Genomic DNA, 18901 nt, shown 5'->3' with positions numbered 1-18901 from the left:
CTGAGGACATGTGGCAGTCGGAGGTGCGCGTCGACCTGGACGCGATCCGGGAGAACGTGACCCGGCTCAAGGCCGGCACCAGCGCCGAACTGATGGCGGTGGTCAAGGGCGACGGATACGGCCACGGCATGGTGCCGGCCGCCCGCGCGGCGCTCGACGCCGGGGCGGACCAGCTCGGCGTCTGCACGCTGGACGAGGCGCTGCGGCTGCGTGAGGAGGGCATCACCGCGCCGGTGCTGGCCTGGTTGCTCAGCCCCGGGGTGCCCCTGCACGACGGGATCACGGTCGGCGTCGACCTCGGCTGCGCCAGCCTCACCCAGCTCGACGAGATGATCCAGGCGAGCCGGCGGGCGGACCGCCCGGCCCGGCTGCACCTGAAGATCGACACCGGGCTGGCCCGGGGCGGCGCGACCGTCGCCGACTGGCCGGCGCTGCTGGAGGCCGCCGGGAAGGCCCAGGCCGACGGCCTGGTCGAGGTGGTCGGTGTGTGGAGCCACTTCGTGTACGCGGACTCGCCCGGCCACCCCACCACCGACCGCCAGCTCGCCGTGTTCCAGGAAGGGCTGGAGATGGTGACGCGGGCCGGCCTGCGCCCGCGCTACCGGCACCTGGCCAACTCGGCCGCCACGCTGACCCGGCGGGACACCCACTTCGACCTGGTCCGTCCCGGCATCGCCGTCTACGGCCTGTCGCCGGTCGCGGGGGAGCAGTTCGGCCTGCGTCCCGCCATGACCGCCCGTGCCCGGGTGATGCTCACCAAGCGCGTCGCGGCCGGCACCGGCGTCTCCTACGGCCACACCTACCTCACCGAGCAGGAGGCGAACCTGGCGGTGGTGCCGCTCGGCTACGCCGACGGGGTGCCCCGCCACGCCTCCAACACCGGACCGGTGCAGCTCGCCGGCAAGCGCCGGACCGTCTCCGGGCGGGTCTGCATGGACCAGTTCGTGGTCGACTGCGGCGACGACGAGGTGGCCGACGGCGACGTGGCGACGCTGTTCGGCAGCGGGGCGGACGGCGAGCCCACCGCCGACGACTGGGCCGAGGCCGTCGGCACCATCAACTACGAGATCGTGACCCGTTTCGGTGGCGTGCGCGTGCCCCGCGTCTACGACGGCGAGCGCGCATGAGTGTCCGGTTGCCGCGACCGCGTACCGCCGCCGGCAAGGTGGCCGGGCTGGTCGGTGCCGCTGTGGGCGTGGCCGCCGCCGGGCTGGCGGCGGGCGTGGTCAGCGAGCGGGTGCTGGTCCGCCGGCTCAAGAACGACCCGGCCGACCGGTACGCCGACGAGGTCTTCGGCGAGCAGCGCTACGACGAGGCGTACCGGCTGGAGATGCCGGACGGCACCGACATCCATGTCGAGGTGGTCGAGCCGGCCCGCCCGGTCGCCGGCCACCCGACCGTGGTGCTGGTGCACGGGTTCTGCCTGGACATGGGCACGTTCCACTTCCAGCGCAAGCGGCTGGCCGAGCGCGGCGACTACCGGGTGGTCGCGTACGACCAGCCGGGGCACGGCCGCTCCGGCCGGCTGGAGAGCGGCGAGTACGACCTGACCGCGCTGGGCCACACGCTGCGCCGGGTGCTCGACGAGGTGGCCGCGGACGGCCCGCTGGTGCTCGTCGGGCACTCCATGGGCGGCATGACGATCATGGCGCTGGCCGAGCTGTACCCGGAGATGTTCGGTGACCGGGTGGTCGGCACCGTGCTGATGGCCACCTCGGGCGGCCTGGCGGCGGAGACCAAACTGGTGGCGCCCGCGCTGCTCGGCCGCGTCGGCTCGCCGGTGCTCTACATGATGAGCAACGCCACCCGGTACGGCGGCACGGTGATCGACCGGGCCCGCCGGTCGACAGCGAACGTGGCCTGGCTGCTCACCCGCAAGTACGGCTTCGGCACCTCGAAGCCGAGCCCGGCCCTGGTGTCGTACGTCGAGACGATGAACTCGCGCACCTCGGCCGACACGGTCACCCGCTACCTGCGCACGATCGCCACCCACTCCCGGTTCCCGGCGCTGGCTGCGCTGGCCGGCACGCCGGTGCTGGTGATCGTGGGGGACAAGGACATGATCACGCCGGTGACGCACTCCGAGGAGATCGTCCGGCGGCTGCCGCACGCCGAGTTCGTGAAGATCCACGACAGCGGGCACGTGGTGATGCTGGAGCACGCCGACGAGGTGAACGCGGCGCTGGAGAGGTTCCTGGATTCGCTATGACAGTGGTCGTGGAGCTGAAGACGGTCGACGACACCCACGAGTTCGGGCGGCGGCTGGCCGGTGTGCTGCGCGCCGGTGACCTGCTGTTGCTCAGCGGCCCGCTCGGGGCCGGCAAGACGGCGCTGACCCAGGGCATCGGCGCCGGCCTCGGCGTACGCGGAGCCATCACCTCGCCCACCTTCGTCATCGCGCGGGTGCACCGGCCGGACCCGGAGCGGGGCGGCCGGGTGGCGCTCGTGCACGCCGACGCGTACCGCCTGGGTGAGGCCGCCGACCCGCGCGCCGAGATCGACGACCTCGACCTGGACGCCTCGGTGGACGAGGCGGTCACTGTGGTGGAGTGGGGCGAGGGGATGGTCGAACAGCTGGTCGACGCGCACCTGCGGGTACGCATCGACCGCCGCGACGACGACACCCGGGCGGTCGCACTGGAGCCGGTCGGGGGCGACTGGGCCGCCCGGGTCGCCGAACTGTCCTAGGGCTGAAGGGGCATCGTCCAGCAGTTGGAGTAGGCGGTGCGCCCGGCGAGCCGGTCGGTCAGCCAGGCCACCGCGTCGCCCTGGTCGGTGATGAGCGGCGCGAGGTGGTTGGTGAGGAGCTTGTCCCCGAGGTTGGGCAGGCTGACGGCCTGGTAGGTCACGTCGGCGCCCTTGCGGCACCAGTCGACAGCCAGTTGGCGGGCCTGCCGGTGGGGCACGATGTCGTCCTGGACGCCGGTCGCCACGCGTACCGGGCCGGCGGGCTTGAGCGTGCCGATGCGCTGCCGGTCGAGGACGGCGGTCGCCTCGGGCGAGGCGGCGGTGACAGCGGTGAGGGACCGGCCGCCGGTGATCCACCTGCTGCTCTTGGTGAACGCGTACCGGAGGATCGCGTCACCGACGCACATGGTCGAGGTGTCGGTGAGCGCCGCCCGGCCGGCGTCGTTGACGTTCGCCTCGATGACGTTCCGTACGGCGGGGTCGGACTGGGCGAAGCCGTTGAGGGACCAGCCCAGCGCTCCCGCCAGCGCGCTGCCGTCGATGCCGCCGATGACAGCGGTCAGGTCGGCCGGTGGCGCGCCGACGTAGGTGCCGGCCAGCGGCACGTCGGGCGCGTAGGGGGGCTGGAGTTCGGCTGCTGCGGCGCTGGCGCCGCCACCCTGGCTGTAGCCGTACAGCCCGACGCGGGACCGGTCGGTCACCGACGCGCCCGGCACCGCGCGGGCGGCGCGGGCGGCGTCGAGCAGGGCGCGCCCCTCGTCGAGGCGGTTGACGTACGTGTGCAGCCGGTCGGTCGCGCCCAGCCCGACGTAGTCGGTGACGACGACAGCGGCGCCGGTGGCGAGGAGGCGGTAGATCGCCAGCGCCTCGTAGCCGACGGAGAGGGTGTCGCCGGTGAGGGTGAGCGGATGTTGCAGGGCGAACGAGGGGGCGCACTGGTCGCCCTGCCCCATGGTGCCGGAGGCGACCGCGACCAGCGGACGTGGTCCGGTGCCTCGCCACGCCGCCCACGGTTCGATGTAGGCGCCGGTCACGCCGACGGCCCGGCCGTTGGAGTCGGTGGACCGGTACATCAGGCGGGTGGCGGTGCCGGGCATCGGGCGGCCGTCGAGCCCGGGGATGCTGAGCCCGAGCGGCAGCGGCTCGGTACGGATCAGCGTGCCGTTGGTGGCGGGCAGGTCGGTGGGCGGGTGGTAGAAGGCGGGGATGGTAACACCGCGGGAGACCACCGGCGTGGTGCCGTCGGCGGCGGCGGGTGTGCCGGATCCGGCCAGGTACACGGCTGCCGCGGCGGCGACGGCGAGTATCCGGACGCCTCTCGCGCGGCGGGGGGAGAGGGCGGTGGAGGGCGTGCGGGGACGGGTGTTCCTACTGCTCACGGGCACTCCTAGCGAGCATCGATGGTGGTGGATGCAAGCTAGCAGCGGCGGTGTGGCGTAAGTAACTTGCCAGTAGGTTACGCTCCGGTAACTTTTGCCGCCAGTGCCCTGGCCCTGCCGCCGGCCGGAAGTGTCGGCTGCGGCTGGTATGAAGATGGCGACCGACGAGGAGAGGTTGCCGATGCCCGACGCCCCCACCCTGGACCTGCCGGCGCTGTTGCCGGAGGCCTGGCGTGCCGTGCTCACCCCCCACCTGGACCCGGTCCGCACCGCGGCGCTGGGCGAGTTCGTCGCCCGGGAGTACGCGACCGCCACCGTCTTCCCGCCGCTGGAGGACCTCTTCTCCGCCTACCGGCTGTGCGGCCCGGCCGACACCCGGGTGCTCATCCTCGGGCAGGACCCGTACCACAAGGCGGGCCAGGCGCACGGGCTGAGCTTCAGCGTGCGCGAGGGGGTGGCGGTGCCGCCGTCGCTGCGCAACGTCTTCAAGGAGCTGGGCGAGGACCTGGGCGTGCCGAAGCCGCGCAGCGGCAACCTCGACGGCTGGGCCGCGCAGGGCGTCCTGCTGCTCAACTCCGTCCTCACGGTCCGGCAGGCCACCCCCGGCTCGCACGCCAACAAGGGCTGGGAGGAGTTCACCGACGCCACCATCCGGGCGCTCGACGCGCTGGACCAGCGCGTGGTCTTCCTGCTCTGGGGCGGTTACGCACGCAAGAAGGCGGCGCTCGTGACCAACCCGCAGCACGTGGTGCTGGAGGCCGGGCACCCGAGCCCGATGAACCCGCGCGGCTTCCTCGGCAGCCGCCCGTTCAGCGCCGCCAACAAGGCGCTTGCCGACGCGGGGCTGCCCACCATCGACTGGGAGCGTTCAGCCGGCTGACCCGTCCGGCGCCAGCGTTGACCGGGCGAGCGGCGAGGGCGTGCCCGGAGCGGGCGAGGCGGACGGCTAGGCTGGCTTACCGTGCTCGTACTCGTGGTGGACTCCTCGACGCCCGCGGTGACCGCGGCCCTGGCCGAGGTCTCGGCGGACGGCGTCGCGCTCCGGGCGTCCCGGTGCACCGTCGACGCCCGCGCCCACGGCGAGCTGCTCGCGCCGCAGGTCGACGCCGTGCTGGCGGACGTCGACGCGCGGCCCGCCGACCTGGCCGCGATCGTCGCCGGCCTCGGCCCGGGTCCGTTCACCGGGCTGCGGGTCGGGTTGGTCACCGCCGCCACCATGGGTCAGGTGCTCGGCGTACCCACGTACGGCGTCTGCTCGCTGGACGGGCTCGGCCACCCCGCGGCCGCCGGGGAGCCGGTGCTCGCGGCGAGCGACGCGCGGCGCCGGGAGATCTACTGGGCCGTCTACGACGACGCCGGCCGGCGTCTGGCCGGGCCGGAGGTGGCCGCTCCGGCGGTGGTCGCGGAGCGGGCGCGCGACCTGGCGGTCGCCGTCGCGGTCGGCGACGGCGCGCACCGGTACGCGGACGTGCTGGGGCTGCCGGTACGCGACGAGCCGCGCTACCCGGACCCGCTGGCGCTGGCCCGGCTCGCGGCGCCGCGGATCCGTGCCGGCGCACCCGGCGAGACGCTCACCCCGCTCTACCTGCGTCGCCCGGACGCGGTCGCGGCCACCGGCCACAAGCCGGTCCTGCCATGAGGCTGGGCCGGTTCCGCTGGTGGCACATCGACGAGGTGCTGCCCATCGAGGCGGACCTGTTCGGTGCCGAGCAGTGGTCGGCGGCGATGTTCTGGAACGAACTCGCCAACGGGCACTTCTACCTGGTCGCCACCGACGACGACGGCGCCGTGCTCGGCTACGCCGGGCTCGCCGTGTCCCCGCCCGACGAGGCGTGGGTGCAGAACGTCGCGGTCCGCCGGGACGCCCACCGCCGGGGGATCGGCCGGCTGCTGCTGGAGGCGCTGCTCGCCGAGGCGGCCCGGCGCGGCGCCCGCAGCACGCTGCTGGAGGTCGCCGCCGACAACGCGCCGGCGCAGCGGCTCTACGCCGGCTACGGCTTCGAGCCGATCGGCGTACGGCGCGGCTACTACCAACCGAGCAACACCGACGCGCTGGTCATGCAGCGCAACGAGGACTGACGCGCATGGCTGACGAACCCCTGATCCTCGGCATCGAGACCTCCTGCGACGAGACCGGCGTGGGCATCGTGCGCGGGCACACGCTGCTCGCCGACGCGCTCGCCTCCAGCGTCGAGGAGCACGCCCGGTTCGGCGGCGTGGTGCCCGAGGTGGCCAGCCGCGCCCACCTGGAGGCCATCGTGCCGACCATGGACCGGGCGCTGCGCGAGGCAGGCGTCACCATCGCCGACGTCGACGCCATCGCCGTGACCTCCGGGCCGGGCCTGGCCGGCGCGCTGCTCGTCGGGGTCGCCGCCGCCAAGGGGTACGCGGTGGCGGCGGAGAAGCCGGTGTACGGCGTGAACCACCTCGCCGCGCACGTCGCGGTGGACACGCTGGAACACGGGCCGCTGCCCGAGCCCGCGATCGCGCTGCTGGTCTCCGGCGGGCACTCCTCGCTGCTGCGCGTCGACGACCTGGCCCGCGACGTGGTGCCGCTCGGCGCCACCATCGACGACGCGGCCGGGGAGGCGTTCGACAAGGTGGCCCGGCTGCTCGGGCTGCCGTTCCCCGGCGGACCGTACATCGACCGCGAGGCGCGGGCGGGTGATCCGGCGTCGATCGCCTTCCCGCGCGGGCTGACCGCCGCGAAGGACCTGGTCGGGCACCGGTACGACTTCTCCTTCTCCGGCCTGAAGACGGCGGTGGCCCGCTGGGTGGAGGGGCGGCAGCGGGCCGGTGAGCCGGTGCCGGTCGCCGACGTGGCGGCCTCTTTCCAGGAGGCGGTCTGCGACGTGCTCGTCGGCAAGGCGATCGACGCCTGCCGCAGCAGCGGCATCGACACGCTGGTGATCGGCGGCGGCGTGGCGGCCAACTCGCGGCTGCGGGCGATGGCCGAGCAGCGGGCCGGCAGGCACGGCATCCGGGTGCGTACGCCCCGGCCGAAACTCTGCACCGACAACGGCGCGATGGTGGCCGCGCTCGGCTCCCACCTGGTGGCCGCGGGCGTCGCGCCGAGCCGGCTGGACCTGCCGGCCGACTCGGCGATGCCGCTGACAGTGGTCAGCGTGTGAGCGGGGAGGGGACCGACATGATCGTCCGGATGTGGGAGGCCAAGGCCGAGCCGTACGGCTTCGCCGACCTGATCACGTGGGTCTGCGAGACCGCGCTGCCCGAGTTCGAGCACGACCCGATGCACGTCTCCAGTGAGGTCTTCTCCTCCACCGACCACCGGCTGGTGGTCATCTCCAAGTGGCGGAACAGCCCTCGGGAGCTGCCCGAGCCGCCGGCGCGCCTGATCGCCCGCCCGCCGCACAGCTGGGACTTCACCCAGGTCGACCGCTGACGCGACGGTCGTCACGACGGCCGGAATTGGTTGGCGTGCGGGTCGCCCCGGCACCTAGCGTCGATGGGCCATGCGCTTCTCACCGGCCGGCGATCCCGGCACCCCCGACGCGCGGTCGGCCACCCGATACCTCGTGTGGCTCGCCGGGCGGCACCCCGTCATCTTCGGCGCCGGTCTCGCGCTCGGCGTGATCTGGATGCTGGCCCAGGCGCTGGTGCCGGCCGTGCTCGGCCGCGCCGTGGAAGCCGGCCTGGCCCAACGCGACCCGGACGCGCTGGTGCGCTGGGGGCTGGCCCTGCTCGGGCTGGGCCTGGTGCAGGCCGTCGCCGGGATCCTGCGCCACCGCTGCGCGGTGCACAACTGGCTCGGTGCCGCGTACCGCACCGTGCAGGTGACAGTGGACGCCACCAACCGCCTCGGCGCCGCGCTGCCCCGGCGGGTCGCGGCGGGCGAGGTGGTGAGCATCGGCACCGCCGACATCGAGCACATCGGCAGCGCCGTCGACATCACCGCCCGTGGCGCCGGCTCGGTGGTCGGCATCGGCACCGTCGCGGTGATCCTGCTCAACGCCTCTCAGCCGCTCGGCCTCGTGGTGGTGCTCGGGGTGCCGCTGCTGATGGCGCTCGTGGCGTTGCTGATCCGCCCGCTGCACCGGCAGCAGGCCGCGTACCGGGACTCGACCGGCCGGCTCACCGCCCGGGCCGCGGACATCGTCTCCGGCCTGCGCGTGCTGCGCGGGGTCGGCGGCGAGCCGGTCCTGTCCGAGCGCTACCGGCAACGGTCGCAGGCGTTGCGCGCGGACGGGCTGCGGGTGGCCCGGGTCGAATCGCTGTTGCAGGCCGCGCAGATCCTGCTGCCCGGCGTCTTCGTGGTGCTGGTGACCTGGCTCGGCGCCCGGTTCGCGCTGCGCGGCGAGATCAGCGCCGGCGAGCTGGTCTCGTTCTACGGATACACCGCGTTCCTGGTCAGCCCGCTGCGCAACCTCACCGAGGCGGCCGACAAGCTGACCCGGGGACACGTCGCGGCCCGCCGGGTGGTCCGGTTGCTGCGGCTCGCGCCGGAGTTCACCGATCCGGCCACGCCGGTGCCGGTGCCGGCCGGGCCCGGCGAGCTGGCGGACGTACGCTCCGGGCTGGTGCTGCGACCGGGCCGGCTGACCGCGCTGGCCGCCGCCACCCCGCAGGACGCCACCGAGATCGCCGACCGGCTCGGCCGGTACGCCGACGGGGACGTCACGCTGCACGGCGTACCGCTGCGGGACGTGGCGCTGGCGACGGTGCGGGAGCGGATCCTGGTGGCCGACAACGACGCGCAGCTGTTCAGCGGCGTGCTGCGCACGGAGCTGGACCCGCACGACCGGGCCGAGCCCGGCGCGGTGGCGGCGGCACTGGCCGCGGCGAGCGCCACCGACATCGTGGAGGCGCTGCCCGGCGGCCTGGACGGCGAGGTCGCCGAACGCGGCCGGGAGTTCTCCGGCGGGCAACGGCAACGGCTGCGGCTGGCCCGCGCGCTCGTCGCCGACCCGGAGACGTTGATCCTGGTCGAGCCGACCAGCGCGGTGGACGCGCACACCGAGGCGCGCATCGCCGAACGGCTCGGCCCGGCCCGCGGCGGCCGGACCACGCTCGTCTGCACCACGAGCCCGCTGGTGCTCGGCCACGCCGACCACGTGGTCTTCGTGGAGGACGGCAAGGTCGTCGCCGAGGGCCGCCACGAGGAACTGCTCGCCGCCGAGCCGCGCTACGCCGCCACGGTGAGCCGGGAGGAGGACCGATGAGCAACGCGCTGCCCGTCGCCGACATCGCCCAGGTCCGCCGGTACGTGCGCGAGCTGATCCGCCGTCACCCGCGTGGCCTGGCCGCCGCGCTCGGTCTGCACGCGCTCGCCGCGGGCGCCGGGCTCGTCGCCCCGCGCCTGCTCGGTGACCTGGTGGAGGGGATCTCCCAGGGCATCGCCGCGACGACAGTGGACCGGGTCGTGGCGGCGATCGCCGCGTTCGTGGTGGTGCAGGCGGTGCTGGTCCGCTTCGCGCACCTGGCCTCGGCCCGGCTCGGTGAGCGGGTGCTCGCCGAGCTGCGGGAGGAGTTCGTCGATCGGGTGCTCGCGCTGCCGCTGGCCACGGTCGAGCGGGCCGGCACCGGCGACCTGCTCACCCGCACCTCGCGGGACGTCGCCGCGCTGTCCCGTACGGTCCGGTTCGCCGGTCCGGAGACGCTGATCTCGGCGCTGACCGTGCTGCTGATCCTCGGCGCGCTGGTGCTGACCGGCCCGCTGCTGGCGCTGCCCAGCCTGCTGGCGGTGCCGGTGCTGTGGGCCGGCACCCGCTGGTACCTGCGCCGCGCGCCGCAGGGCTACCTGCGGGAGAACGCCGCCTACTCGGACATCACCGACGGGATCAGCGAGACGGTCGAGGGGGCGCGGACCACCGAGGCGCTACGCCAGGCGGCCCGCCGCCGGGCTCGCGGCGACGCGGACATCCGCCGGTCGTACGGCGCCGAGCGCTACACCCTCTATCTGCGGACCGTGTTCTGGCCGGTGGCCGAGTTCGGCTACCTGGTGCCGATGGTGGCGACCCTGCTCATCGGCGGCTGGTTCCACCTGAAGGGTTGGGCCAGCCTCGGCCAGGTCACCGCCGCCACGCTCTACGCCCAGCAGCTCACCGACCCGATCGAGCGGCTGCTCGGCTGGCTGGACGAGTTCCAGGTCGGCGGCGCCTCGCTGGCCCGGCTGCTCGGAGTGGCCGCCGAGCCGGACGAGCGCTCCCCGACATCCGCCGCCCCGGCCCGGACGGACGGCACCGGCCGGCTCGCCGCGCACGACGTCCGGTACGCCTACCGCCCGGGTCACGACGTGCTGCACGGCGTGACGCTGGAACCCCGGCCGGGGGAGCGGCTGGCGATGGTCGGCCCGTCCGGGGCGGGCAAGTCGACGCTGGGCCGGCTGCTGGCCGGCGTGCACGCGCCGAGCGCCGGCACGGTGACTGTGGACGGGCGGCCGCTGGCCGGAATGCCCCTGGCCGAGCTGCGTACCCATGTCGCGCTCGTCAGCCAGGAGCACCACGTGTTCATCGGCACGCTCGCCGACAACGTGTCGATGGTCCGGCCGGACGCCGACCCGGCGCGGGTGCGCGCGGCGCTGGCCGCTGTCGACGCGCTGGACTGGGCGCTGGCCCTGCCGGACGGGCTCGACACGGTGGTCGGCGAGGGCGGGCACCCGCTCACCCCGGCGCAGGCGCAGCAGCTCGCGCTGGCCCGGCTGGTGCTCGCGGACCCGCACACGCTGGTGCTGGACGAGGCCACCTCGCTGATCGACCCGCGGGCGGCCCGGGCCCTGGAACGGTCGCTGGCGGCGGTGCTGGAGGGCCGTACCGTCATCGCCATCGCGCACCGGCTCTTCTCGGCGCACGACGCGGACCGCGTGGCGGTGGTCGCCGACGGGCGGATCACCGAGCTGGGATCACACGACGAGCTGGTCGCGGCCGGTGGCTCGTACGCCGCGCTGTGGCGTTCCTGGCACGGCTGAGGATGCGCGACGGGCCCCGGCAGAACTGCCGGGGCCCGCTCGACGGCCGGGGGTCACGCGCGGCGGGTCAGCCGCCAGGTCGCGTACCCGCCGGTGCCGAGCGCGATCAGGAACACCGCCCACACCACCCCGGTGCCGACCTGGAGCCCACCGCCGTTGCCCACGTTGGCCTGGGCGGCGGCGACGAGCGAGTCGCTCTGGGCGGGCGGCAGCGCGGCCGGCGGCAACTGCTGCCAGCGCACCAGCCCGGTGCTCTCCAGCATGGTCATGTGGTCGTTGACGAACTTGTTGGCGTCCTCGGCCAGCTTGCGCACGATCGGGTCGCGGGTGCTGGCCCGGACCGCGCCGATCACCGGGAAGATCTTGCCGTGGGCGACCCGCAGCCGGGTGACGAAGATCTGGTCGAACCGGGCGCCGGTGGCGTTGCGCATCTCGGTCAGCCAGCCCTGCTGCTCGGCGGTCGGGTCGGTCGGCAGGGTGGCGCCGAGCTTGTTGGCCGCCTCCACCACCAGCTGGTCCAGCTCCGCGTGCTGCTTGGCGATCTCCGCGCCGACCTCGCGTACCCGGGCGGACCGGCCCTTCTCGGCCGCCATCTGCCCGGCCGGCATCTCCCACAGCCCGGCCAGCCGTACGCCGTTGAGCAGCGTCATGTCGGCGGCGTTCATCTGCACGCCGGGGTTGGGTGCGGCCTGTGCCGTCCCGGGAACGACGCCGATCCCCGCGCCCAGCGCGGCGAGCAGCAGTACCACCCGTTGCGCCAGCTTGCGGCGTGCGGATTCCAGCGATGCCATGGTTGCGGTGCCTCCTCGGTACGGACCGGTACGCGGGGTGTCGTGGACGGCCGCGCAAGCCGGCCGCCCGTCCGCACACTGGTACGGATCGGCGCGCCGATCAGTTCAGCGGGTCGGCGAGGAGTCGTTCGAACGCCAGCTCGGCGGCGCCGATCAGCGCCGCGTCGTCACCCAACTTCGGGGTGCGCAGCCGCACGTGCTCCAGGCACGCGGGCAGCCCGTTGGAGTTGAGCCGGCTGCGCACCTGCGCCGCGGAGGCCAGGTAGAGGTCGCGCATGGTGCCGCCGAAGATGACCATCTCCGGGTTGAAGATGTTCACCAGGTTCGCGACGCCGAAGCCGAGCCAGTCGCCGGCCTGCCGTACCGCGGTCTGGGCGCGGGCGTCGCCGCGGTCGGCGGCGTCGAAGACGGCGAGCAGGGCGTCCCGGCCGCGCGCCTCGGACCGGCCGGCGGCGCGCAGCAGCCCGTGCTCGCCGATCTCGGTCTCCCAGCAGCCGCGCCGGCCGCAGTCGCAGCGCACCCCGTCGCGGACCACCACCATGTGGCCGACCTCGCCGCCGTAGCCGCCGTGCCCGGTCAGCCGCCGGCCTCCGGCGATGATGCCCGCGCCCACGCCGACGTCGCCGTAGATGTAGATGACGTTGTCGCAGCCGACCGCCGCGCCGCGAGCATGCTCGGCGTACGCGGCCACGTCGGCCACGTTGCCCACCGTGATCGGTACGTCTATCCCCAGCTCGACGGCGAGCGCCGCGCCGATCGGCTCGTCCACCCAGCCGGTGGTCGGGCTGAGCCGGACCAGACCGTCCTCCCGGCGGACCATGCCGCAGACCGCCAGCCCGGCGCCGACGCAGACCGCGTCGGCCGGCACCGACTGGTGCATCTCCTTGACCGCGCCGGCGAGCAGCGGGGCGGCCTCCCCGGCGACCAGGTTGCGCGGCCGGTCCATCTCCCGCCGGTCGAGCACCTCACCGCCCAGGCCGACCCGGGCGGCCCGCAGCCGGTCCACCTCGACGCTGTACGCGTACGCGTAGACCCGCTCCGACTCGGGCCGGACGACGAGTGACGGTCGTCCGGCCCGGCCGGTCTCCTTCGGCGTCGCCTCGCTGACCAGGCCGGCACCGGCCAGGTCCGCGGTCAGCGCGCCGATGGTGCTGCGGTTGAGGCCGAGCGCTGTGGTCAGCTCGGCCCGGGTGGTGGCCCCGTGGACGTGCACGTAGCGGAGCAATGCGCCCAGGTTCTGCCGACGGATCTCGTCCTGACTGGGGCCCGCGCGCATTGCCACTGCCATCGTGTCGATAACCGGGATCAGCGGGTACCGGTTGCGGCCGACCGTCGCCGGGACAGCGCGTCGACGCCGGCGGCGAGGAGCAGCACCAGGCCGGTGAAGATGAACTTCAGCCCGGAGCTGAGGTCGAGCAGTCCCATACCGTTGATGATGACAGCTACCACAGCGCCGCCCAGCACCGCGTTGATCATGCGGCCTTTGCCCCCGAAGAGGCTGGTGCCGCCGATGACGGCCGCGCCGACCGCGTAGAGGAGCACGTTGCTGCCGCCGGTGTTGGGGTCCACCGACCGGTCCCGGCTGGCGGCGATGATGCCGCCGACAGCGGCCATGCCGGAGCAGATCACGAAGGCCGAGATCTTGAGCCGGTCCACGTTGATGCCGGCCCGTCGCGCCGCCTCGGCGTTGCCGCCGACCGCGTAGAGGTGACGGCCGTAGGCCGTGCGGTTGAGTACGAACGTCCAGAACACCAGCAGGAGCGCGACGATCGGCACGACCACCGGCATGCCCTTGTTCGACGTGATCAGCGGGTTGATGCTGCGCTCCTGGTTGAGCACGTAGACCGCGAGCACGATCAGCAGCGCCAGCCCGCCGATCCGGGCACCGATCACGGCTGTCGGCTCGGTCACCAGGCCCCGGGACACCCGGTTGCGGTGGCGCAGCAGCTGGGCGACGGCGTATCCGACGATCGCAACGGCGGCCAGCAGCCAGCCGACGGCCGGCGCGATGCGGCCGTTCTCGATGCCGACGATCACGTCGTCGCTGATCGAGATGTTGCTGCCCTCCTTCATGAGCAGCAGCACCACACCCTGGAAGGCGAGGAACCCGGCCAGGGTCACCACGAAGGACGGGATGCCCACTTTCGCGACCAGGAAGCCGAGGGTCAGGCCGATCAGGACGCCGGTGAGCAGGGCCGCCAGGACTGCGACGTACCACGGGTAACCGAGCACGCTGACCACGTTCGCCAGGATCCCGGCGCAGACGCCGCTGGCGAAGCCGGCGGAGAGGTCGATCTCGCCGAGCAGGAGCACGAAGATCAGCCCCATGGCGATCACGGTTACCGCCGCGCCCTGGGTGAAGAGGTTGGCGAAGTTCCCCGCGGAGAAGAAGACCGGGCGCACGATGGTGAACACCACGCAGAGCACCACGAGGCCGATGACCGCGGGCAGGGCGCCCAGGTCGCCGCCGCGTACCCGGCCCAGGTAGTTGCGGACGTGGTCGCCGATGGTGGGTGCGGGCGTGACGGCGGCCGGTCCTTCCTTCTTCACGGCGGTGGCGGTCATCGGAGCGCTCCCGAGGTTGCGTCGGCGGAATCGGTGCCGTTGCCCGGCTCGGTGACGAGACCGAGGTTGCCGGATCGGCCCGCGGTGATCAGCTCGACCACCTGCGAGTGGGTGATGTCTGTGGTCTTCACCTGGGCGACCATCTGGCCGAGGTAGAGCGCGGCGATCCGGTCGGAGACGGCGAAGACGTCGTTCATGTTGTGCGAGATGAGCACCACGGCCAGGCCGTTGTCGGCCAGCCGGCGGACCAGCTCCAGCACCTGGGCGGTCTGCGCGACGCCGAGCGCGGCGGTCGGCTCGTCCAGAATGACGAGCCGGCTGTTCCAGAGCACGGCCTTGGCGATGGCGACTGTCTGCCGCTGGCCGCCGGAGAGGCTGGCCACATGCTGGCGCAGCGACTTCACGGTGCGCACGCTCAGGCCGGCGAGCGTCTCGGCGGCCATCTGCTCCATGGTCGGCTCGTCGAGCACGATGCCGCTGCGCTTCTCCCGGCCGAGGAACATGTTCTGCACGATGTCGAGGTTGTCGCAGAGCGCCAGGTCCTGGTAGACGACCTCGATCCCGAGGTCGGCGGCGTCGCGGGGGCTGTTGATGCTGACCGGCTTGCCGTCGAAGAGGAACTCGCCGGCGTCGGTGGGGTGGATGCCGCTGATGCACTTGACCAGGGTCGACTTGCCGGCGCCGTTGTCGCCGACGAGCGCGGTCACCTCGCCGGGGTGCGCGGCGAAGGCGACGTCGCGCAGCACCTGGACGGGACCGAAGCTCTTGTCGATCCCGCGTAGCTCCAGCAGGGGGGTTGCGGACACGGGGTTCTCCTTTGGGCGGAGGGAGGTCTCGGATCCCGTCCGGCGCGGACGCCGCCCGGCACGGGGTTCTCCCGTGCCGGGCGCCGCATGAGGCGGGTGGGTCAGCTCACACCGGCGTCGGTGCAGAGCTTGGCGAAGGCACCGGTGCAGAGCTCTTCCTTGGTGACGTAGCCGTCGGCCACCACGTCCTTGACGCTGTCCTTGTAGATGGCCTTGGGCTCCAGCAGCACGGCCGGGACGTCCCGGTTGCCCTCCGGGTCCTTGACCGTCTGGCCGGTGTCCTTCCGCTCGCCCTTGGCGAGTGCGATGGCCAGCTCGGCGGCGGCGTCCGCCTCCTTCTTGACCGCCTTGTAGACGGTCATGCACTGGTCACCGGCGAGGATGTTCTGCAGGCCCTGGACCGTCGCGTCCTGGCCGGTCACCGGCACCTTGCCGTTGAGCTGGTTCTTCTTCAGCACGGAGATGGCGGCGTTGCCCAGGCCGTCGTTGGCGGCCAGGACCCCGTCGATCTTGCCCTTCTCCTGGGTGAGCATCTGCTCGAAGATCACGCCGGCCTGCGCGTTGTCCCAGTCCGGAACGTTCTGGTCCGGGCCCTTGGTGTACTCACCGGCGTCGAACTTCGGCTTGAGGACCGAGTCGTAGCCGTTCTTGAACAGGGTGGCGTTGTTGTCGGTCTGGGAGCCGTTCAGGTAGGCGATCTTCGGCTTCTGCGCGCCCTTGTCGGTCAGGCACTTGCTCAGCCCCTCGCCCTGGAGCTTGCCGACCGCCTCGTTGTCGAAGCTGACGTAGTACTGGGCCGAGCCGCCCAGCGTCAGCCGGTCGTAGTCGATGGTGGCCACGCCCTGCGACTTGGCCTTCTCCAGCACGGCCTTGCCGGTGCCCGAGTCCAGGTTGACGATCATGAGGGCGGTGACGCCGCTGGTCAGCATGCCGTCGGCGATGGTCGAGAAGGCGGACTTGTCGCCCTGGGCGTTCTGGATCGTGTAGTCGACGCCGGCGGCCTTGAACGCCGCCTCCAGGTACTTGCGGTCCGCGCCCTCCCAGCGGGCGGAGGACTTGCTGTCCGGCAGGATCACGCCGATCTTCGGCTTCTTGGCGTTGGAGCCGCCAGCCTCGTCGGAAGAACCGCCGTTGTCACCGCAGGCGGCCATGCTGCCGGTCGCGAGAAGACCGACGGCCGCGAAGGTGAGGAAGCCCTTGCGCATGTGCAGGGTCCTTTCGGAGGTGGGGGAGTGGTGATGTTTTGTTGTGTCCGGCAACGTATTCCTCGTCTCCCATGCGCCGCAAGACTGCCGAGGTCAGAAGTTTGTTGGCGGCGGTAACAATTCAGCAACGCGGTTGTCACCCGCGGGACACCGGTTTTGGGTCGGCCGGCGGGAACGCTCCCACACGTACCGTCACGAGCCCGCTCAGACGGCCGCGATCGATGCCGTCGTCGCCCCGGTGAGCGCCACCAGGTCAGTCGGCGCGAGCTGCACCTGCAACCCCCGGCGGCCCGCCGAGACGTACACGGTCGGGTGCGTCAGCGCGGAGGCGTCGATGACGGTCGGTAGACGCTTGCGCTGCCCGAGCGGGCTGATGCCGCCGCGGACGTATCCGGTCGCCCGCTCAGCCGTCGTACGGTCCGCCATCGTGGCCCGCTTGCCCCCGGCCGCGGCGGCGAGCGCCTTCAGGTCCAGCTCGCCGGTCACCGGCACCACCGCCACCGTCAGTCCGCCGTCGACCTCGGTGACGAGTGACTTGAACACGCGCTCCGGCGCCACCCCGAGCGCGGTCGCCACGAGCGCGCCGTAGTTCGGCGCGTCCGGCGAGACGTCGTAGGTGTGGGTGCTGTGGGCGATCTTCCGCTTGCTCAGCAACGCGATCGCCGGAGTGCCAGGGCCCGCCACGGGCTCAAGCTAACCCGCACGCCGAGACACCGCGACCCGGAAACGTTGGGCCGGTGTCAACCGCCGGCCGGAACCGGCCGGCAGACGAGCACCGTGGGGTCGCCCGCCACCCGGGTCAGCGCCAGACTCGCCGCCTCGTCGCCGGACAGCCGCAGGTCGCGGCGCAGCTTCTCCGGCTCCAGCGCCGAACCGCGCTTGCGGATCTCGACCCGGCCGACGCGCCGCTCCCGCAGCAGGGCGCGCAGCCGCTTCAGCGAGAACGGCAGCACGTCGGTGATCTCCAGGCAGCGGGCGAACGGGGTGGGCCGGGCCTCGTCGGCGTACAGGTAGGCGATCGACGGGTCGGCGAGCGTGGCGTCGAGGCCGGCGGCCAGCTCGGCGACCAGGTGTGCGCGCACCACAGCCGGATCCGGGTCGTAGAGGAACCGCCGCACCGGTCCCACCGGCGCCTCCTGCGCACCGGTGCCGGTGAGGTGATTGGAAGGGCCCCTTTTACTACCGGAGGCGTTAACAAGGGGCCCTTCCTTCTCCCGCAGCAGTGTGGCGCGGCGCGGGACCTCGGCCAGCTCGCCGCACCAGAGCGCGGCCTCGACCAGGTCGCCGTCCACGCTCACCCACTCCGCCTCCGCGCCGGCCGGGATCAGCGCGTGGTCCAGCCCGGGCGCCACCTTCACCACTGTGCGCGGCACCCGCGCGGCCAGCCCGGTGACGAAGTCCCACGGCGGCGAGTAGGCGTTCGGGTCGAACACACGCCGCCCGGTGCCGGCCCGCCGCCGCGCCGGATCGCAGAACACGGCGTCGACCCCACTCACGTCGAACGCGGTGGCGTCACCACGGGAGACAGTCACCAGGTCGGCCAGCCCGGCCGCCTCGGCGTTCGCGGCGGCCATCGCGGCGGTCACCGGGTCGGCCTCCACCGCGTACACCCGGATGCCGGCGCGGGCCGCGGCGAGCGCGTCGGCACCCAGGCCGCACCCCAGGTCGGCCAGCGTGGTGACGCCCGCGGCGCGCAGCCGCGCCGCGCGCCGGTCGGCGACCACGCGGCGGGTGGCCTGCTCCAGCCCCGCCCGGGTGAGGAACATCCCGGCCGCCGCCGGGCCGAACTTGCCGGCCGCCCGACGGCGCAGCTCCGCCTGGGTGAGCGCCGCCGCCGCGAGCCCGCCCGGCATGCCGGCCGAGCGCAGCGCGGCCGCCGCCGCCAGCGGGTCGCCGCCGGCCACCCGCTCGGCCGCGGCGAGCGCCGCCGACCCCTCGGGGGTACGCAGCGCGGCGAGCTGGTCGAGATCCACGCGCTCATTCTCCCGGCCCGGTTCCGGCGCGACACGGAGGGCGACGCGTTGGCACTCTCCTTGACGGAGTGCTAGCCGAGGAATAACCTGCGATTAGCACTCTCACCCTGAGGGTGCCAACGCCCGAGCCTCGTGCCCGGGGGTTGAGCGCCAGGCGGACCGGCACCCGCGACGACGGCCCCGCCCGGTGGCATGTGGCAGATTGACGCTGGTCGGCATGCCGGCCGGCAACGACACCAAGTACCCGGGAGGGTATGCCCGTGACTACCGCGACCAAGGTTGCGATCAAGCCGCTCGAGGACCGCATCGTGGTCCAGGCGAACGAGGCCGAGACCACCACCGCCTCGGGCATCGTGATCCCCGACACCGCCAAGGAGAAGCCGCAGGAGGGCACCGTCCTCGCTGTCGGCCCGGGCCGGATCGACGACAAGGGCAACCGCGTGCCGATCGACGTGAAGGTCGGCGACACCGTCCTCTACTCGAAGTACGGCGGCACCGAGGTCAAGTACGCCGGCGAGGAGTACCTGGTGCTCTCCGCCCGCGACGTCCTCGCGGTCATCGAGAAGTAA

At 73.3% G+C, this 18901-nt stretch carries 19 protein-coding genes; 11 read left to right on the top strand and 8 right to left on the bottom strand.

The genetic code is table 11. The features are described 5' to 3' along the window. Positions 1 to 8: 8 nt before the first annotated feature. Genes alr through tsaE form a run of 3 tightly spaced genes read left to right on the top strand, consistent with a single transcriptional unit; the run spans position 9 to position 2688 of the window. Positions 9 to 1127 (top strand): alanine racemase, encoded by a 1119-nt coding sequence (alr, locus tag Q3W68_RS11395; RefSeq protein ID WP_302905398.1) that lies wholly within the window; start codon positions 9 to 11, stop codon positions 1125 to 1127. Beyond that, positions 1124 to 2209, top strand: a complete 1086-nt coding sequence (locus tag Q3W68_RS11390) for an alpha/beta fold hydrolase (protein WP_302905397.1) — start codon at positions 1124 to 1126, stop codon at positions 2207 to 2209. Before alr ends, Q3W68_RS11390 begins: the two co-directional genes overlap by 4 nt. Then, positions 2206 to 2688: a tRNA (adenosine(37)-N6)-threonylcarbamoyltransferase complex ATPase subunit type 1 TsaE gene (gene tsaE, locus Q3W68_RS11385; RefSeq protein ID WP_302905396.1), complete on the top strand. Its 483-nt coding sequence runs from the start codon at positions 2206 to 2208 to the stop codon at positions 2686 to 2688. Before Q3W68_RS11390 ends, tsaE begins: the two co-directional genes overlap by 4 nt. Here the strand turns inward: tsaE and Q3W68_RS11380 are convergent. Continuing rightward, positions 2685 to 4067 (bottom strand): lipase family protein, encoded by a 1383-nt coding sequence (locus Q3W68_RS11380; protein ID WP_302905395.1) that lies wholly within the window; start codon positions 4065 to 4067, stop codon positions 2685 to 2687. The genes tsaE and Q3W68_RS11380 overlap by 4 nt on opposite strands. 181 nt (positions 4068 to 4248) lie before the next feature. Between Q3W68_RS11380 and ung the strand changes: the two genes are divergently transcribed. The 7 genes from ung (at position 4249) to Q3W68_RS11345 (ending at position 10992) form a co-directional block, all read left to right on the top strand. Next, positions 4249 to 4947 carry a uracil-DNA glycosylase gene (ung, locus tag Q3W68_RS11375; RefSeq protein WP_302905394.1) on the top strand — a complete coding sequence of 233 codons (699 nt, stop codon included), beginning with the start codon at positions 4249 to 4251 and terminating at the stop codon, positions 4945 to 4947. 81 nt (positions 4948 to 5028) lie between these two features. Further along, positions 5029 to 5706, top strand: a complete 678-nt coding sequence (gene tsaB, locus Q3W68_RS11370; RefSeq protein ID WP_302905393.1) for a tRNA (adenosine(37)-N6)-threonylcarbamoyltransferase complex dimerization subunit type 1 TsaB — start codon at positions 5029 to 5031, stop codon at positions 5704 to 5706. Next, a complete protein-coding gene (rimI, locus tag Q3W68_RS11365; protein ID WP_302905392.1) occupies positions 5703 to 6146 on the top strand; it encodes a ribosomal protein S18-alanine N-acetyltransferase in 444 nt (147 codons plus the stop codon). Before tsaB ends, rimI begins: the two co-directional genes overlap by 4 nt. Before the next feature lie 5 nt (positions 6147 to 6151). Further along, positions 6152 to 7198: a tRNA (adenosine(37)-N6)-threonylcarbamoyltransferase complex transferase subunit TsaD gene (gene tsaD, locus Q3W68_RS11360; protein ID WP_302905391.1), complete on the top strand. Its 1047-nt coding sequence runs from the start codon at positions 6152 to 6154 to the stop codon at positions 7196 to 7198. A gap of 17 nt (positions 7199 to 7215) precedes the next feature. After that, positions 7216 to 7470 carry a hypothetical protein gene (locus Q3W68_RS11355; RefSeq protein WP_302905390.1) on the top strand — a complete coding sequence of 85 codons (255 nt, stop codon included), beginning with the start codon at positions 7216 to 7218 and terminating at the stop codon, positions 7468 to 7470. 70 nt (positions 7471 to 7540) lie between these two features. Next, a complete protein-coding gene (locus tag Q3W68_RS11350; protein ID WP_302905389.1) occupies positions 7541 to 9247 on the top strand; it encodes an ABC transporter ATP-binding protein in 1707 nt (568 codons plus the stop codon). After that, positions 9244 to 10992 (top strand): ABC transporter ATP-binding protein, encoded by a 1749-nt coding sequence (locus Q3W68_RS11345; protein ID WP_302905388.1) that lies wholly within the window; start codon positions 9244 to 9246, stop codon positions 10990 to 10992. The genes Q3W68_RS11350 and Q3W68_RS11345 overlap by 4 nt, the downstream gene beginning before the upstream one ends. A 53-nt stretch (positions 10993 to 11045) precedes the next feature. Here Q3W68_RS11345 and Q3W68_RS11340 read toward each other — a convergent pair whose 3' ends face one another. The 7 genes from Q3W68_RS11340 to Q3W68_RS11310 form a co-directional block, all read right to left on the bottom strand. Beyond that, on the bottom strand, positions 11046 to 11783 hold the full coding sequence (locus Q3W68_RS11340; RefSeq protein WP_302905387.1) for a DUF4142 domain-containing protein: 738 nt from the start codon (positions 11781 to 11783) through the stop codon (positions 11046 to 11048). A gap of 100 nt (positions 11784 to 11883) precedes the next feature. Next, entirely contained in the window at positions 11884 to 13059 is a 1176-nt protein-coding gene (locus tag Q3W68_RS11335) for an ROK family protein (RefSeq protein ID WP_302905386.1), read from the bottom strand. A 29-nt stretch (positions 13060 to 13088) separates the two neighbouring features. Continuing rightward, entirely contained in the window at positions 13089 to 14348 is a 1260-nt protein-coding gene (locus Q3W68_RS11330) for a sugar ABC transporter permease (protein ID WP_302905385.1), read from the bottom strand. Beyond that, positions 14345 to 15154, bottom strand: coding sequence for an ATP-binding cassette domain-containing protein (locus Q3W68_RS11325; protein ID WP_302905384.1), 810 nt, complete (start codon positions 15152 to 15154; stop codon positions 14345 to 14347). Before Q3W68_RS11325 ends, Q3W68_RS11330 begins: the two co-directional genes overlap by 4 nt. A gap of 101 nt (positions 15155 to 15255) precedes the next feature. After that, on the bottom strand, positions 15256 to 16359 hold the full coding sequence (locus Q3W68_RS11320) for a sugar ABC transporter substrate-binding protein (RefSeq protein ID WP_302905383.1): 1104 nt from the start codon (positions 16357 to 16359) through the stop codon (positions 15256 to 15258). Between the two features lie 204 nt (positions 16360 to 16563). Beyond that, positions 16564 to 17043 (bottom strand): Cys-tRNA(Pro) deacylase, encoded by a 480-nt coding sequence (ybaK, locus tag Q3W68_RS11315; RefSeq protein WP_302905382.1) that lies wholly within the window; start codon positions 17041 to 17043, stop codon positions 16564 to 16566. A gap of 56 nt (positions 17044 to 17099) precedes the next feature. Next, a complete protein-coding gene (locus Q3W68_RS11310) occupies positions 17100 to 18332 on the bottom strand; it encodes a methyltransferase domain-containing protein (protein WP_302905381.1) in 1233 nt (410 codons plus the stop codon). Between the two features lie 254 nt (positions 18333 to 18586). On the opposite strand from Q3W68_RS11310, the gene groES reads away from it, so the two are divergent. Next, a complete protein-coding gene (gene groES / locus Q3W68_RS11305; RefSeq protein ID WP_018222648.1) occupies positions 18587 to 18901 on the top strand; it encodes a co-chaperone GroES in 315 nt (104 codons plus the stop codon).

The sequence above is a fragment of the Micromonospora sp. C28ISP2-4 genome (assembly GCF_030519385.1).
In the GTDB taxonomy this organism is placed as follows: domain Bacteria; phylum Actinomycetota; class Actinomycetes; order Mycobacteriales; family Micromonosporaceae; genus Micromonospora; species Micromonospora tulbaghiae.
This window is presented reverse-complemented; position numbering and strand designations above follow the sequence as displayed.